The 13866-nt window shown below is 71.8% G+C and carries 11 protein-coding genes; 5 read left to right on the top strand and 6 right to left on the bottom strand.

Features of this window, described 5'->3' with window-relative positions:
* Nucleotides 1–46: 46 nt before the first annotated feature.
* Nucleotides 47–1372 (bottom strand): DUF2252 domain-containing protein, encoded by a 1326-nt coding sequence (locus OG462_RS13455; RefSeq protein ID WP_406057643.1) that lies wholly within the window; start codon nucleotides 1370–1372, stop codon nucleotides 47–49.
* Nucleotides 1373–1562: 190 nt separating this feature from the next.
* Between OG462_RS13455 and dnaE the strand changes: the two genes are divergently transcribed.
* Complete coding sequence (dnaE, locus tag OG462_RS13450) at nucleotides 1563–5102, top strand: DNA polymerase III subunit alpha (RefSeq protein ID WP_406057641.1); 3540 nt, start codon at nucleotides 1563–1565, stop codon at nucleotides 5100–5102.
* 92 nt (nucleotides 5103–5194) lie between these two features.
* Here dnaE and OG462_RS13445 read toward each other — a convergent pair whose 3' ends face one another.
* Nucleotides 5195–5368: a hypothetical protein gene (locus OG462_RS13445; RefSeq protein WP_406057639.1), complete on the bottom strand. Its 174-nt coding sequence runs from the start codon at nucleotides 5366–5368 to the stop codon at nucleotides 5195–5197.
* Nucleotides 5369–5584: 216 nt separating this feature from the next.
* On the opposite strand from OG462_RS13445, the gene OG462_RS13440 reads away from it, so the two are divergent.
* From OG462_RS13440 to OG462_RS13425, 4 genes are all read left to right on the top strand, one after another.
* On the top strand, nucleotides 5585–6976 hold the full coding sequence (locus OG462_RS13440) for an NYN domain-containing protein (RefSeq protein WP_406057637.1): 1392 nt from the start codon (nucleotides 5585–5587) through the stop codon (nucleotides 6974–6976).
* 11 nt (nucleotides 6977–6987) lie between these two features.
* Entirely contained in the window at nucleotides 6988–7968 is a 981-nt protein-coding gene (locus tag OG462_RS13435) for an ABC transporter ATP-binding protein (RefSeq protein WP_406057635.1), read from the top strand.
* 103 nt (nucleotides 7969–8071) lie between these two features.
* The gene (locus OG462_RS13430; RefSeq protein WP_406057633.1) at nucleotides 8072–8902 is read left to right on the top strand and encodes an ABC transporter permease; all 831 of its coding nucleotides are present in this window, start codon (nucleotides 8072–8074) and stop codon (nucleotides 8900–8902) included.
* A gap of 34 nt (nucleotides 8903–8936) precedes the next feature.
* Nucleotides 8937–9578: a DUF2567 domain-containing protein gene (locus OG462_RS13425; RefSeq protein WP_406057631.1), complete on the top strand. Its 642-nt coding sequence runs from the start codon at nucleotides 8937–8939 to the stop codon at nucleotides 9576–9578.
* 110 nt (nucleotides 9579–9688) lie between these two features.
* On the opposite strand, the gene ybaK is transcribed toward OG462_RS13425, so the two are convergent.
* From ybaK to OG462_RS13405, 4 genes are all read right to left on the bottom strand, one after another.
* Nucleotides 9689–10186 carry a Cys-tRNA(Pro) deacylase gene (gene ybaK, locus OG462_RS13420; RefSeq protein WP_406057629.1) on the bottom strand — a complete coding sequence of 166 codons (498 nt, stop codon included), beginning with the start codon at nucleotides 10184–10186 and terminating at the stop codon, nucleotides 9689–9691.
* A 12-nt stretch (nucleotides 10187–10198) separates the two neighbouring features.
* Complete coding sequence (locus OG462_RS13415; RefSeq protein WP_406057628.1) at nucleotides 10199–10936, bottom strand: LON peptidase substrate-binding domain-containing protein; 738 nt, start codon at nucleotides 10934–10936, stop codon at nucleotides 10199–10201.
* A gap of 10 nt (nucleotides 10937–10946) precedes the next feature.
* Nucleotides 10947–11987: a hypothetical protein gene (locus tag OG462_RS13410; RefSeq protein WP_406057626.1), complete on the bottom strand. Its 1041-nt coding sequence runs from the start codon at nucleotides 11985–11987 to the stop codon at nucleotides 10947–10949.
* A 147-nt stretch (nucleotides 11988–12134) separates the two neighbouring features.
* On the bottom strand, nucleotides 12135–13760 hold the full coding sequence (locus OG462_RS13405; RefSeq protein WP_406057624.1) for an oxidoreductase: 1626 nt from the start codon (nucleotides 13758–13760) through the stop codon (nucleotides 12135–12137).
* Nucleotides 13761–13866 lie beyond the last annotated feature (106 nt).

Below are 13866 nucleotides of genomic sequence, written 5' to 3'. Positions count from 1 at the left end.
CCGTAAGACGTCCCTAAAGGGAGTCTGTGAACGGTCCCGGCGGTCCCTACAGCCCCGGGATCCGGCCGTTGCGGAAGAGGTCCACGAAGATCTGGTGGTCGGCCCGCGCGCGTGCCCCGTAGCTGTGCGCGAAGTCCACCAGGAGGTCCGCGAAGCCCTCCTCGTCGGCGGCGATCGCGGCGTCGATGGCCCGCTCCGTGGAGAACGGCACGAGCGAGTGCCCGCTGGAGTCGTCCGCCGCCGCGTGCATGGTCGCCGTCGCCCGGCCCAGGTCGGCGACCGTGGCCGCGATGTCCTGGGGGTCGTCGATGTCCGACCAGTCCAGGTCCACCGCGTACGGCGAGACCTCCGCGACCAGCTGCCCGGCGCCGTCCAGCTCCGTCCAGCCGAGCCACGGGTCGGCGTGGGCCTGGAGCGCCCGCTGCGAGATCACCGTGCGGTGTCCCTCGTGCTGGAAGTACTCCCGTACGGCCGCGTCCGTCACATGGCGGGAGACCGCCGGGGTCTGCGCCTGCTTGAGGTAGATCACGACGTCGTTCTCCAGGGCGTCGCTGTTGCCCTCCAGGAGAATGTTGTAGGAGGGGAGGCCGGCCGAGCCGATGCCGATCCCGCGCCGCCCGACGACGTCCTTGACCCGGTACGAGTCGGGGCGGGAGAGGCTGGACTCCGGCAGGGTCTCCAGATAGCCGTCGAAGGCCGCCAGGACCTTGTACCGGGCGGCGGCGTCCAGTTCGATCGAGCCGCCGCCCGCGGAGAAGCGGCGCTCGAAGTCCCGGATCTCCGTCATCGAGTCGAGGAGTCCGAAGCGGGTCATGGAGCGGGCGTCGCGCAGCGCGTCGAGCAGCGCGCCCTCGGCCGTGTCCAGCGTGAACGGCGGCAGCTCGTCGTTCTTCGCGCCGGTCGCGAGGGAGTGGATCCGCTCACGGTAGGACGCCGCGAAGATCCGGACCAGGTGGGTGATCTGCTCGTCGCTCAGCGCCTTCGCATAGCCGATGAGGGCGAGCGAGGCCGAGAGCCGCTTGAGGTCCCAGGTGAAGGGGCCGACGTACGCCTCGTCGAAGTCGTTGACGTTGAAGATCAGCCGCCCGGTGGCGTCCATGTACGTGCCGAAGTTCTCGGCGTGCAGATCGCCGTGGATCCAGACCCGGCCGGTGCGCTCGTCCAGGTAGGGGCCGCCGTGGGCCTCCCGCTCAAGGTCCGCGTAGAACAGGCAGGCCGTGCCCCGGTAGAAGGCGAAGGCGGAGCCGGCCATCTTCCGGAACTTGACGCGGAAGGCCGCGGGGTCGGCGGCGAGGAGCTCGCCGAAGGCGGTGTCGAAGACGGCGAGAATGTGCTCACCGCGCTCCGCGGCGGTGGGCTGGGGGACCGACATCGAGGTGCCTCCTGGTACCGGACGTGCTGCAAGAATGTTCACGACAATTGGGACAGGTGTTCCCTGTCCCTCAACGCGCGACCTTAGCTTCGAGTGCCCGGCGGCTGTCAGTCGGCCGACGTAGACTTCCACGCTGTCCCCCCAGACTGTCCGCAGCCTGTCGACTCCCGTTTTCCGGAGGCCTCCCGCCGTGACCAAGCCGCCCTTCACGCACCTCCACGTCCACACCCAGTACTCGCTGCTGGACGGTGCCGCGCGGCTCAAGGACATGTTCAACGCGTGCAACGAGATGGGCATGACCCACATCGCGATGTCCGACCACGGCAACCTGCACGGGGCGTACGACTTCTTCCACACGGCGAAGAAGGCCGGGGTGACGCCGATCATCGGCATCGAGGCGTACGTCGCCCCCGAGTCCCGGCGGAACAAGCGGAAGATCCAGTGGGGACAGCCGCACCAGAAGCGGGACGACGTCTCCGGTTCCGGTGGTTACACCCACAAGACGATCTGGGCGGCCAACGCCACCGGACTGCACAACCTCTTCAAGCTCTCCTCCGACGCGTACGCCGAGGGCTGGCTCCAGAAGTGGCCCCGGATGGACAAGGAGACCATCTCCAAGTGGTCGGAGGGGCTCATCGCCTCCACCGGCTGCCCCTCCGGCGAGCTGCAGACCCGGCTCCGCCTCGGCCAGTTCGACGAGGCCCTGAAGGCCGCCTCCGAGTACCAGGACATCTTCGGCAAGGACCGGTACTTCCTGGAGCTGATGGACCACGGCATCGAGATCGAGCGCCGGGTCCGCGACGGACTCCTGGAGATCGGCAAGAAGCTCGGCATCCCGCCGCTGGTCACCAACGACTCGCACTACACGTACGCGCACGAGTCGACCGCGCACGACGCCCTGCTGTGCATCCAGACCGGCAAGAACCTCTCCGACCCGGACCGCTTCCGCTTCGACGGCACCGGCTACTACCTCAAGTCCACGGACGAGATGTACGCCATCGACTCCTCGGACGCCTGGCAGGAGGGCTGCCGCAACACCCTCCTGGTCGCGGAGCAGATCAACACCGACGGCATGTTCGTCGAGAAGAACCTCATGCCGAAGTTCGACATCCCGGAGGGGTACACCGACACCACCTGGTTCCGCGAGGAGACCATGCGGGGCATGCACCGCCGCTTCCCCGGGGGCATCCCCGAGGACCGCATGAAGCAGGTCGAGTACGAGATGGACACCATCATCTCGATGGGCTTCCCCGGCTACTTCCTCGTCGTCGCCGACTTCATCATGTGGGCGAAGAAGCAGGGCATCGCCGTGGGCCCCGGCCGAGGCTCCGCGGCCGGCTCGATCGTCGCGTACGCCATGGGCATCACCGACCTCGACCCGATCCCGCACGGACTGATCTTCGAGCGCTTCCTCAACCCCGAGCGCGTCTCGATGCCCGATGTCGACATCGACTTCGACGAGCGCCGGCGCGTCGAGGTGATCCGGTACGTGACGGAGAAGTACGGCTCCGACAAGGTCGCCATGATCGGCACGTACGGCAAGATCAAGGCGAAGAACGCCATCAAGGACTCCGCGCGCGTCCTCGGCTACCCGTACGCCATGGGCGACCGGCTCACCAAGGCCATGCCCGCCGACGTCCTCGGCAAGGGCATCGACCTCAACGGCATCACCGACCCCTCGCACCCGCGCTACAGCGAGGCCGGCGAGATCCGCGCGATGTACGAGAACGAGCCGGACGTCAAGAAGGTCATCGACACCGCCCGCGGCGTCGAGGGCCTGGTCCGGCAGATGGGCGTGCACGCGGCAGGCGTGATCATGTCCAGCGAGCCCATCGTCGACCACGCCCCGATCTGGGTGCGGCACACGGACGGCGTGACCATCACGCAGTGGGACTACCCCCAGTGCGAGTCGCTCGGCCTGATCAAGATGGACTTCCTGGGCCTCAGGAACCTCACGATCATGGACGACGCCGTCAAGATGGTGAAGGCCAACAAGGGCATCGACCTCGACCTGCTGGCCCTGCCGCTGGACGACCCCAAGACGTACGAACTGCTCTGCCGTGGTGACACGCTCGGTGTCTTCCAGTTCGACGGCGGCCCCATGCGCTCGCTGCTGCGGCTGATGAAGCCCGACAACTTCGAAGACATCTCCGCCGTCTCGGCCCTGTACCGGCCGGGCCCGATGGGCATGAACTCGCACACGAACTACGCCCTGCGCAAGAACAAGCAGCAGGAGATCACCCCGATCCACCCCGAGCTGGAGAAGCCGCTCGAAGAGGTGCTCGCGGTCACCTACGGCCTGATCGTGTACCAGGAGCAGGTGCAGAAGGCCGCCCAGATCATCGCCGGGTACTCGCTCGGCGAGGCCGACATCCTGCGCCGCGTGATGGGCAAGAAGAAGCCCGAGGAGCTGGCGAAGAACTTCGTCATCTTCCAGGAGGGCGCGAAGAAGAACGGCTACAGCGACGAGGCCATCCAGGCGCTCTGGGACGTCCTGGTCCCCTTCGCCGGCTACGCCTTCAACAAGGCGCACTCCGCCGCGTACGGCCTGGTCTCCTACTGGACCGCCTACCTCAAGGCGAACTACCCCGCCGAGTACATGGCCGGTCTGCTGACCTCGGTCAAGGACGACAAGGACAAGTCCGCGGTCTACCTGAACGAGTGCCGCCGCATGGGCATCAAGGTGCTCCCGCCGAACGTGAACGAGTCCGAGTCGAACTTCGCCGCCCAGGGCGACGACGTGATCCTCTTCGGCCTCTCCGCCGTCCGGAACGTCGGCACCAACGTCGTCGAGTCGATCATCAAGTCGCGCAAGGCGAAGGGGAAGTACTCGACCTTCCCCGACTTCCTCGACAAGGTCGAGGCCGTCGTCTGCAACAAGCGGACCATCGAGTCGCTGATCAAGGCCGGCGCCTTCGACGAGATGGGCCACACCCGCAAGGGCATGGTCGCCCACCACGAACCGATGATCGACAACGTGGTGGCGGTCAAGCGCAAGGAGGCCGAGGGGCAGTTCGACCTCTTCGGCGGCATGGGCGACGAGGCGACGGACGAGCCCGGCTTCGGCCTCGACGTCGAGTTCTCCGACGTCGAGTGGGAGAAGTCGTACCTGCTCGCCCAGGAGCGCGAGATGCTCGGCCTGTACGTCTCCGACCACCCGCTCTTCGGCATCGAGCACGTCCTGTCCGACAAGACGGACGCGGCGATCTCCCAGCTCACCGGCGGCGAGCACTCCGACGGCGCCGTCGTCACCATCGGCGGCATCATCTCCGGCCTCCAGCGGAAGATGACCAAGCAGGGCAACGCCTGGGCCATCGCCACCGTCGAGGACCTGGCCGGCTCCATCGAGTGCATGTTCTTCCCGGCCACGTACCAGCTGGTCTCCACCCAGCTCGTCGAGGACACGGTCGTCTTCGTCAAGGGCCGGCTCGACAAGCGCGAGGACATCCCCCGGCTCGTCGCCATGGAGCTGATGGTCCCCGACCTGTCGAACGCCGGGACCAACGCGCCGGTGATCCTCACCATCCCCACCGTGAAGGTGACCCCGCCGATGGTCACCCGGCTCGGCGAGATCCTGGGCCACCACAAGGGCAACACCGAGGTACGGATCAAGCTCCAGGGCCCCCGGACCACGACCGTGCTGCGGCTCGACCGGCACCGGGTGCAGGCCGATCCGGCACTCTTCGGCGACCTGAAGGTGCTGCTCGGCCCGTCCTGCCTGGCTGGTTGACCGGCACCGGAGCCCGTCTCCGTCCGCTCCGTCCGCGCGCAAGGGGCGCGCCCGTCGTCACGGGCGCGCCCCTTTGCCGTACTCGGGATCCGTCAGTTGTGGCCGAAGCGCTTCTGACGGCCCTTGCGCGCCATGTCACCGGGCGTGACCTGGCTGGCGCGCTGCTCGGCCTGGGACTCCATCGCCGACTGCTGCGCTTCCTGCGCGCCGCGCTCGGCCGGGGACTGCTGCTTCTGACTGCGGTTCTGGTTGCGGTTCTTGGCCATGGGGATGCCTCCTCAAAGGGACCTAGGGGCCAGGGCCGCTGTCAGACTCACATACCGTACGAACCGCCGCATGTTGGATCATTACGGAGTGTAAGGACCCCGGGAACGTGACATCCGCCACGCCGATGATCCAGTTCCGACCGTCGAGCCCCCGGCCTTCGGGCAGACTCGAAGGAAATCCGAAGCAACTTCCGATCCCGAGGTTCCCGAAAGAGGGTGGAACACGTGGACCGCTGCGTCGTCCTGGTGGACGCCGGCTACCTGCTGGGAGCCGCCGCCAGTCTTCTCGCCGGGGAACCGGCCCGCTCCAGGATCACCGTCGATCACGCCGGACTCATCCAGCAGCTGCGCCAGCGCGCCGAGGCCGAGACCGCGCTGCCCCTCCTGCGGATCTACTGGTTCGACGGCGCACCCGACCGGGTGCCCCAGCCCGAGCACCGCAGACTGCGCGTGATGCCCCGGGTCACCGTCCGACTGGGCGCCCTGACGAGGAGCGACGGACGCTGGGCCCAGAAGGGCGTCGACGCGGCGATGCACACCGAGCTGACCGAGCTCGCCAGGAACCGGGCCTGCTCCGACATCGTGCTCGTCACCGGCGACGGCGACCTGCTGCCCGGACTGATGTCGGCCAAGGAGCACGGCGTCGCCGTCCACCTCTGGGCCGTCCAGGCCGCCGACGGCGACTACAACCAGTCCGAGGACCTGGTCGCCGAGGCCGACGAACGGCGGGTCCTCGACCGGGCCTGGATCACCCGGGCCGTCCGCGCCAAGGACCTCACCGGGATCTGTTCACCCCCGCCCGCCCCGCGCCCCGAGATCGCCGCCATCCTCTCCGCGCCGCTGCCCGAGGCGGCCCTCGCGGCCTCCGCCGAACGGGCCGCAGAGGCCGCGGCCGCCTCCGGCTCCCCCGGGGAGGTCTCCACCGCCAACGGCAACGGCGGCAACGGTCACCTCCACGGCGGCAACGGTCACGTCCACCACGGCAACGGCCACCTCCGTGAGGACGGCCACCTCCGTGAGGACGGCCACGACCACGACCACCGCGCCGGGACCGGCGTCCCCGCCCCCGCCGCCGGCAGGGGCGTCCCCACCCCCAAGGACCTGGCAGGGCTGCGCGCCCCCGGCGCCACCCCCGCCCTTCCGGGCGCCCCCGTGCCCCAGGGCGCCAGCGCGCTCCGCTGGTCCTCCGACCGGGGCTGGGTCGAGCGCCCCGCCACCGCCCTCGGCGAGCCGGCCGAGACCGCCTCCCTGCCCACCCTCGCCGCCCTCACGAGCGCCGAGCAGCGCTGGGCGGACCGCGAGGAGGACATCACCACCGTCGGCGGCGATCCGTTCGAGGTCGGACAGGTGTTCGCCCGCCGGTGGATGGAACGGCTCCCCGAGCAGAGCCACGTCCAGAAGCTGTCCACCCTCTACCCCCGCATCCCGCACCGCATCGACGGCGAACTTCTCCGCTACGCCGCCCGATTCGGGCTGCTCGCACACAAGGACGACCAGATCGACGAGCACGACCGATATGCGATCCGGGCGGGATTCTGGCGCGAGATCGACGTCCGGGCCGCCGCCGAACACGCCCCCGCGCCCGGAGCGGGCCCGGCGACCCCGTAGGCTCTCCCCCCGTGAGTACGGTGTGCGTGGTGCGGGATCTGGTCAAGACGTACCCCGCCACGCGCGGCAGGCGCGGTGCGCCCGCGACACCCGAGGTGCGGGCCACCGACGGGATCAGTCTCGACGTGCGCGGCGGCGAGATCTTCGGCCTGCTCGGCCCCAACGGCGCCGGCAAGTCGACCCTCGTCCGCCAGCTCACCGGGCTCATGCGCCCCGACTCCGGCAGCGTCCGGCTCCTCGGCCACGACCTCGTTCGCCACCCCGAGCGGGCGGCCCGGCTCCTCGCGTACCTCGGCCAGGAGTCCACCGCCCTCGACGAGCTGACCGTCGCCCTCGCCGCCGAGACCACCGGGCGGCTGCGCGGCCTCACCGCCCGCGACGCGCGCGCCGAGCGCGACGCCGTCCTGGACGAGCTCGGCCTCGGCGCGCTCGCCTCACGGCCGCTCAGGAAGCTCTCCGGCGGACAGCGCCGACTCGCCTGCTTCGCCGCCGCGCTCGTCGGCGAGCGCCCCGTCCTCGTCCTCGACGAGCCCACGACGGGCATGGACCCCGTCGCCCGCCGCGCAGTCTGGGCGTCCGTCGACCGGCGGCGCGCCGAACACGGCACCACCGTGCTGCTCGTCACCCACAACGTCATCGAGGCCGAGACCGTCCTCGACCGGGTCGCCGTCCTCGAACACGGCAGGGTCATCGCCTGCGACACCCCCAACGGACTCAAGGAGCGCGTCGCGGGCGAGATCCGTGTGGAGCTGGTCTGGCGCGAGTCGGCGCCGCTCCACCTGCCCGAGGTCGCCGCGCTGAGCGGACTCGCCCAGGAGACGGGACGGCGGTGGATCCTCCGGCTCGCCCCCGAGGCGGCCCGCGCGGCCGTCGCCACCGTCACCGGCGGGGCCGCGTTCGCCGCGCTCGACGACTTCACCCTGGCCACGCCCAGCCTGGAGGACGTGTATCTGGCGCTGGGCGGCGCGACCGAGGGACTGGTGAAGGCGTGACCCTCCCCGCCTCGCACGTGACCCGTGTTCGTCACGCACCGCACGTGGCCCGTGCACCGCACGTACTGCCCGTACCGCACGTCACCCCCAGGAGCTGTACGCAGTGAGCACCGTGCCCGCCGAGGTCCTGCCGACCGGCGCGCCTTCCGCCGGGGCCCGCGCCACCGACGACGAGGCCGCCTCGCCCCTCGCCCCGCGCGCCCGACTGCTGCCGGCCCTGGCCGCCGTCTACCGCGCGCAGCTCTCCCGCGCCCGGGTCGCCCGCATCCCGCTGCTCTTCGTGGCCACCTTCCAGTCCATCGGGATCATGGTCCTGATGCGCGGGGTCGTCGACGGGGGCTCCGAGGCGCGCGCCGTCGTGGCAGGCTCCACCGTCCTCGTCGTCGCCTTCGTCGCGCTCAACCTGCTCGCCCAGTACTTCGGTCAGCTGCGGGCCACCGGCGGCCTCGACCACTACGCCACCCTGCCCGTGCCGCCCGCCGCCGTCGTGCTCGGCGCCGCCGGCGCGTACGCCTCCTTCACCGTGCCGGGGACCGCCGTCACCGCCGTCGCGGGCTCCGTGCTCTTCGGCCTGCCGCTCGGCCATCTCTGGATCCTCGCCGCCGTCGTCCCGCTCGCCGGAGCCGCGCTCGCCGGGCTCGGCGCGGCCCTCGGGCTCCTCGCGCCCCGTCAGGAACTGGCCACCCTCCTCGGCCAGCTCGGCATGTCGGCCGCACTCCTCCTCGGCGTGCTCCCGGCGGAGCGGCTGCCGGAGCCCATCGGCTGGGCCCGGGACCTGCTGCCGTCGACGTACGGCGTGGAGGCCCTGGCCCGCACCTTCGACCCGCATCCCGACTGGGCGGTCGTCGCCCTCGACCTCGCCGTGTGCGGGGTGGTCGGCGTGGTCTCCCTGGCGGTCGCCACCTGGGCGTACCGGCGGGCCGCCGTCCGCTGAGGCGGGCCACAGACACACCTGGCACGATGGCGGGGTGACCGCACCCCTGACTCCGCCTCACCAGCCACCGCCGCACGACCCCGACTGGCCCCCGCCGCCCCCGCCGATGCCCGGCGCGGCCGGAGACCCGATCACGGCGGCCGAGGTCCTGCAGGGCGTCCTGGTGACCGTCGTCTCGGCGATCGCCGGGGCGCTGCTCGGAGTGCTGTGGCTGAATCTGGCCCCGCGGGTCCTGCTCATCTCCGACGGCAAGGGCGTCTACCTCCGCAACTCGGAGGGGGAGGCGGCGATCGGCGCCGACGGAACGTTTGTGCTCCTCGCGCTGGCCTTCGGCGCGGCCGCCGCGCTCGTCGTCTTCCTCGCCCGCCGCAAGGGCGGCGTCCCGCTCGTCCTCGGTCTCGCGCTCGGCGGCGTCCTCGGCTCGCTGCTCGCCTGGGGCCTCGGCACGTCCTTCGGCCCGACGAGCGACGTGGTCGCCCACGCCAAGGCGGTCGGCCCCAACATCACCTTCGAGGCACCGCTCGAACTGAACCTGGCGGCCGCCGCGATGCTGGCCTGGCCGCTCGCCGCGATGATCGTGCACCTGGCGCTCACGGCCCTCTTCGGCCCGCGCGACCCGGAACCCGAACCGTGGGGCCCGCCGAAGACGTACACGCAGGGCCCGAGCTCCGGCTGACGGTCCCGGGCTGTGTGGCCGCGGTCTGCATATGACCCCGGCTCGCACGCCCCGGTCGCCTTGCCCCGGCTCGCACGGCCCCGGCCTTCACGGCGGCCGCGCCGGATACGTCAGGCGCGGCCGATCGGGGCCACGACCGCCGAGGTGAGGGCGGCCAGATCGGTGGGGGAGAGCTCCACCTCAAGGCCGCGCCGGCCCGCCGAGATGCAGATGGACGCGTGGTCCGAGGCCGAGGCGTCGAGGACCGTACGGAGCCGCTTGCGCTGGCCGAGCGGGGAGATGCCGCCCCGCACGTAGCCCGTGGTGCGCTCGGCCGCCGCCGGGTCCGCCATCGCCGCGCGCTTGCCGCCGACCGCCGAGGCCAGTGCCTTCAGGTCGAGCTGGCCCGCCACCGGGACAACCGCGACCGTCAGCTCGCCGTCGACGTCCGCCACGAGGGTCTTGAAGACCCGGTCCGGGGAGACACCGAGGGCCTCCGCGGCCTCTTCGCCGTACGAGGCGGAGGCCGGGTCGTGGTCGTACGCGTGCAGGGTGAACGGGGTACCGGCCGCCGTCAGGGCCACCGTCGCCGGGGTGCCGCCGTTGTTCTTCTTCTGCTTCTTCGCCACGCGCGCTCCTCCTCAGTTCGGGTACGTCGGGGCCTGCGTCAGGTCCACCACCGGCAGCGACGGCAGATGCCGGAGGACCGCCGTCTCCGCACGCAGCAGCGTCAGCTCCTCGCGCAGCCGGGTCGCCGTGTCCGGGGCCTGGAGGAGCCGCTGCTTCGACGGCGTGTCGAGCACCGCCGCCGCCGCGACCAGGTACGACACCACCGAGGGGTCGTCCGGCAGCTCGCTCGTCGTCAGCGAACGCTCGCGCGCCCCCGCGAGCCGCTTCTGGTAGCTGCGGAAGGCCCGCAGCACCCCCTCGGAGAGGGTGCCGGCCTCCTCGCCCTGCTCCTCCGGGATCTCCTCGACCTCGGCGACCAGGAACGGCCCGCTCGCGTCGACGGACAGCAGCTTCACCCGGGTCGTGCCGGTGGCGGTCACCTCGAAGCTGCCGTCCGCGCGCTCCCGGATCTGCACCGCGTCGGCGATACAGCCGACCCGGTGGAAGGACTGGATGGGGTCGGAGCCGAAGCCCGCGGCCGGGCCCTTCTCCGGCAGCGCCGTCTGGTCCGGCATGCCGGGGGCGGTCGGCGCGACCTCGCGGCCGTCACGGATGGCGACGACGGCGAAGCGGCGCGGCTCCGAGTCGTCGATCGTGAGCAGCTCGCGCATCATGGCGCGATAACGCTCCTCGAAGACGTTCAGCGGCAGCACGAGGCCCGGGAACAGCACCGCGTTGAGCGGGAAGAGAGGCAGGCGAGCGGTGGTCACAGCGGTCAGCCTAATGGCCGCCGGGCCCGCCCCGTCCGGCCCGTCCGTCTCCGGTGTCCCAGAGAGGCGTACGGCGGGCCAGTTCGGTCCTGACCCGGTCCCGCGCGCCGAGGAACCGGCGCAGCGGATCCTCCCGTACGGCGCTCCGCGCGGATCCCCACGGGAACGAGGTCGCGTGGACCCCGATCCGGTCGAACTCCTCCCGCGCCTCCGCCCACCGCGCCCGCTCCACCAGCACGTACGCCAGCAGGTTGCGGACCTCGGCCGGCCACGGGTCGCCCGTCGGGAAGACCGCCGACACGGCCAGGGCACGGTCCACGGCCCGGTCGATCCGTGCCTCCGGCACGGACGCGTCCCGGTCCGGCGGCACCCGGAGCCGGTCGTAGGCCGCGCGGACCGGCAGCGCCCGTACGAGCGAGTCCGGGGCGGCGTCGTCGGCCGCCTGCTCGGCGAAGTCGAAGGCGGCCCGGTGCGAGCCGTACCACTGCGCGGAGAGGTACTTGAGCGCCGCCACATGGCTGCCGTAGTGGTGCGGGGAGCGGCGCACGGCCTGCTCCCAGAGCGACTCGAAGACGGCGGGTCCGGCGTGCGCCCCGCGCGCGTGGTCCAGGGCGAGCCGCCACGGCACGGGGTCGTGCGGTGCCTCCTCGGCGATCGCGTGGATCAGCGGGCCGAGTTCGCGCAGCCGCTCGGCCCGCGCGGGCGACTCCCAGGCCCGGCGGACGGCGAGCTGCGCCGTGACGAGCAGGGCGTCGGGGTCGCGGGGTGCGACGGAGAGCCAGTGGGTCAGCCAGTCGCCCCTGCTGTACGCGAAGGTGGCGAGCCGGGTGACGTACCGGTCGCGGTCCTCCCACTCGCCGGCGTCCCGGGTGGTGGCGAGCAGCTTCGCGGCAGGTTCCGGATCGGCGAGGGCGGCGGCGACCAGGGCGGGAGCGAGCCGCTCGTCCGGGGCGTCGAGCAGCACGTCGTCGTCCGGCACGAACCCGGCGGCGAGCCGCGGGGTGTGCCGGGCCGAGCGGACGGCGCCGATCAGGACACGGAGCAAGGACATGGTGCGACGTATTCTCCCCCGCCTCCCGCCGCCCCGGCAGCATGCCTCACACCCCGCTCACCAAACCTCCGCCGCCGCACACCGCGTACACCGAACCTCCGCTGACTCACCCCCTGCGCGGCACCGAGGTCACCCCGCCGCCTCGCCTCACCCCCTGCTCAGCAGTCGCGTCGCTCCCGCCGCCACCGTCGTCGCCAGGATCCAGCCCAGCAGGATCAGTACCGCGGCCACCCACTGCCAGATCCCCTCAAGACGCCAGTAGCCGTCCTGGCCGAGGTTGATCACCGGGAGCAGGAGGTCGAGCGCGTACAGCGTGCCGTTCCACGCGGGGGCCTCCTCCGCCTTCAGCGGTATCGGACGGTAGTGGGAGAAGACGACCGTGCCCGCCGCCCACAGGACCGCCATCCACAGCGCTGCCCGGCCCGGCCGGTAGCCGTAGGCCACGGTCCAGTCCTGGAGGTAGCCCCAGAGCTTCCCCGCCACCGGCAGCGTCTCCCGTCTGCGCCGCTGCTTGGCCAGCAGCACCTCGCGGGCGTCGGCGTCCTCCCCGCTGTTGCGCAGGACCGTCGCGAGCCGCTCGTACGGCTCGGGGGCGTACTCCGGGGTCGCCGCCGCGACCCACTCCAGGCGCCGGGCCAGCGGGAAGTGTCCGTACGGCACGAGGTTCTCGTAGGCGAAGCCACCCATCGCGAGCCCGCCGGGGCCCGGCCAGCTGGTCGACAGGTCGATCAGGGTGACGACCTTCGCGCCGTTGAGCACGACGCGGCCCTCCTCCGGCCGCTCGCCGTTGAACCGGAGCTCAGGCGTGACGATCCGGCGCAGCGAGACCTCCTCCCGGCGCGCCCCGCTCAGCAGGAACCGGGCGTGGTGCAGGTCCACCGCGTCGCCGAAGCGGCCGTCGTCGAGCCGCACCCCGCCGTGGAACTCGACGGGCTTGCGGCGGGCGCCCTGGGCGGGCGTCACCCCGTACGGCGGGGTGGACGTCGAGCCGCCGCCCGGGTACCCCGAGTTCCCGTACGCCCCCGCGTCCTCGTACACCCAGGCCGAGTTCAGATAGAGCGAGCGCTCCACCGTCAGCTGCGGTGCGTTGAGCGCGCGGCGGCCCTGCGCGCCGCGCAGCACGCTGCCCCGCAGGCTGAGCGACACGCCGACCTTCGCCCCGCGCAGGCTCAGCTCCCCGTGCGTCTCGATCAGTTCGGCCTGGAGGTCCTGGGCGACCACCATCCCGTCCGCCGTGATGGCCCGTCCCCTTCGGTCCGGCCACACCTGGATCTGGTTGACGAGCAGGTCCGTGCCGATCTGCGCGTCGGTGAGCCGGATGCCCCACCGCACCCGGCAGCGCGGCAGATGCAGGTCCCCCTCGGTGTGCAGCCGGGCCGCCTCGAGGCGGGGCAGCGCGCACTCGACCATCCGCAGCGTGCCGAACCGGGCCTCGGGCAGCACCACCTCGCCGTCGAACCGGCAGCCGTGCAGCTCGACGTACGGCCCTATCGTCCCGCCCGCCAGGTTCAGCACGCCGGTGATCCGGACACCGCGCAGCTTCAGCGCGGCCACCCGCCCGGACCTCGCCGGCGGCCCGGCGAGCAGCAGCAGCGCCACCACGTCCGCGCGGACACTCCGCTCCTCCCCCCATTCCCGTCCCCCGAAGGGGTCGTCCCGCTCCGCGATCCCCTCCGTCAGATCGCATGTCCTGCCGACGCCGAACGCCCGCCACACAGCCCGCTCCGGGCCTGTGAGACCGTCCGGCATCCCGTCCTCGTGCGGCTCGGTCACTGCCGCCCCCCTCGCTTTCCACGATCCGTTCCCACGATTCCGCGATTCCGGATTCGATCCGTTTCGGGGCCGTGCACCAGCCCCACCCCGCGGTCTCGTGGATTCG

The organism is Streptomyces sp. NBC_01077 (assembly GCF_045162855.1).
Lineage (GTDB): Bacteria > Actinomycetota > Actinomycetes > Streptomycetales > Streptomycetaceae > Streptomyces.
The sequence above is the reverse complement of the archived record's forward strand: the minus strand, read 5'-3'. Positions and strand labels throughout refer to the sequence as shown.

What these genes read in the sequence shown, in the direction of transcription:
- OG462_RS13410 (WP_406057626.1), bottom strand. Translation starts at nt 11,987, where the DNA reads ATGTCCTTGCTCCGTGTCCTGATCGGCGCCGTCCGCTCGGCCCGGCAC.
- OG462_RS13455 (WP_406057643.1), bottom strand. Translation starts at nt 1,372, where the DNA reads ATGTCGGTCCCCCAGCCCACCGCCGCGGAGCGCGGTGAGCACATTCTC.
- OG462_RS13445 (WP_406057639.1), bottom strand. Translation starts at nt 5,368, where the DNA reads ATGGCCAAGAACCGCAACCAGAACCGCAGTCAGAAGCAGCAGTCCCCG.